General features: G+C 51.7%; 2 protein-coding genes. One reads left to right on the plus strand and one right to left on the minus strand.

The genetic code is table 11. From position 1 onward, the window contains the following. A partial coding sequence (locus ACRC27_RS11450; protein WP_438639917.1) for a rhomboid family intramembrane serine protease occupies positions 1-395 on the plus strand: 395 nt, incomplete at its 5' end. Positions 396-447: 52 nt separating this feature from the next. Here the strand turns inward: ACRC27_RS11450 and ACRC27_RS11455 are convergent. Continuing rightward, the gene (locus ACRC27_RS11455) at positions 448-855 is read right to left on the minus strand and encodes a ComEA family DNA-binding protein (RefSeq protein ID WP_438639918.1); all 408 of its coding nucleotides are present in this window, start codon (positions 853-855) and stop codon (positions 448-450) included. Between the last annotated feature and the right edge of the window lie 224 nt (positions 856-1,079).

Raw genomic sequence — 1,079 nt, forward strand, 5'->3', positions numbered from 1 at the left:
TGCTGGGGTTATGGCTGCTCGTCTGGGCGGCCTATCCTTTACTGCGCGCTCGGCAAGCCATTACGCTTTATCTGCTGTGCTGTGTGGCTATCGGGCTGACATTACCGGCTAGCGGCCTTGGGAGTTATCGCGGATTATCTGGCGTGCTGTACGGAATAGTAGCGTGGTTAAGTGTGGCCAGTTGGCGCAGCCCTAATGTTGCTATCCTGCCCAGTTGGCTGGCCGGAGGACTACTGGCATTGCTGTTATGGCCAGATAGCCAGCACGATGCGTTTACGGCGCATTTGATACAAGCGCACGTCGCTCATCTAGCCCATTTTTCTGGGGCGCTCTGCGGTGCGTTTTACGGCATGCTATGCCGACTACCGACTCAAACGAACTCACTGCGCAATTAAGCAAAAACGAAGCAGCATCTACGCAAACAGTAAGCGACAACCGCCGTGCAATTTACAGGCTGATCCGCTCACGGTTCTTTTTCAAAATCCCTTCGCCGATACCTTTCACTTCCAACAACTGTCGCACATCAGAAAACGCGCCATGGCGCGTGCGATATTCAACAATTGCCTCAGCCTTACGCCGACCAATACCAGATAGCCCCTGATCTAACTCATCCACCGAGGCGGTATTGATATTAACTGGCGACATCGCCGGTTTTGTCTTCGCGCTCGCAGCAGACTGAGCCGAATTTTCAACAGTTGATGCAACGCCAGCCGTAGCCGGCTCTGCGGCTACATTTTCAATCGGCACACCGTTGATAATATAGCGCTCCGCGCTTTGCGCACTGAATGTGAATGGTAACAAACCGGTGAGCAGCAATAGTGCTACGGTAAAGGCAGGTTTACTTGCATTGAACACGTGAGTCCATTCCTTTCTATGTACTGAAGATGCCGGTGACTTGAAATTGTCTTGGTGCGTCATACGGTATGCAAATAGATTCACCCGAACAATTCGCGCACACAGAAAAAGCAAAGAGCCGCAAAAGCGGCTCTTTGTGGTTACATCCTGTTGCAGTCAACGCGGAATATTACTCGGTTTCTGCCATGTTACCGTATTTGATGTCAGCATCAGCGCGCAGGCTA

The organism is Plesiomonas sp., assembly GCF_051650925.1.
GTDB lineage: Bacteria > Pseudomonadota > Gammaproteobacteria > Enterobacterales > CAMTGL01 > Plesiomonas.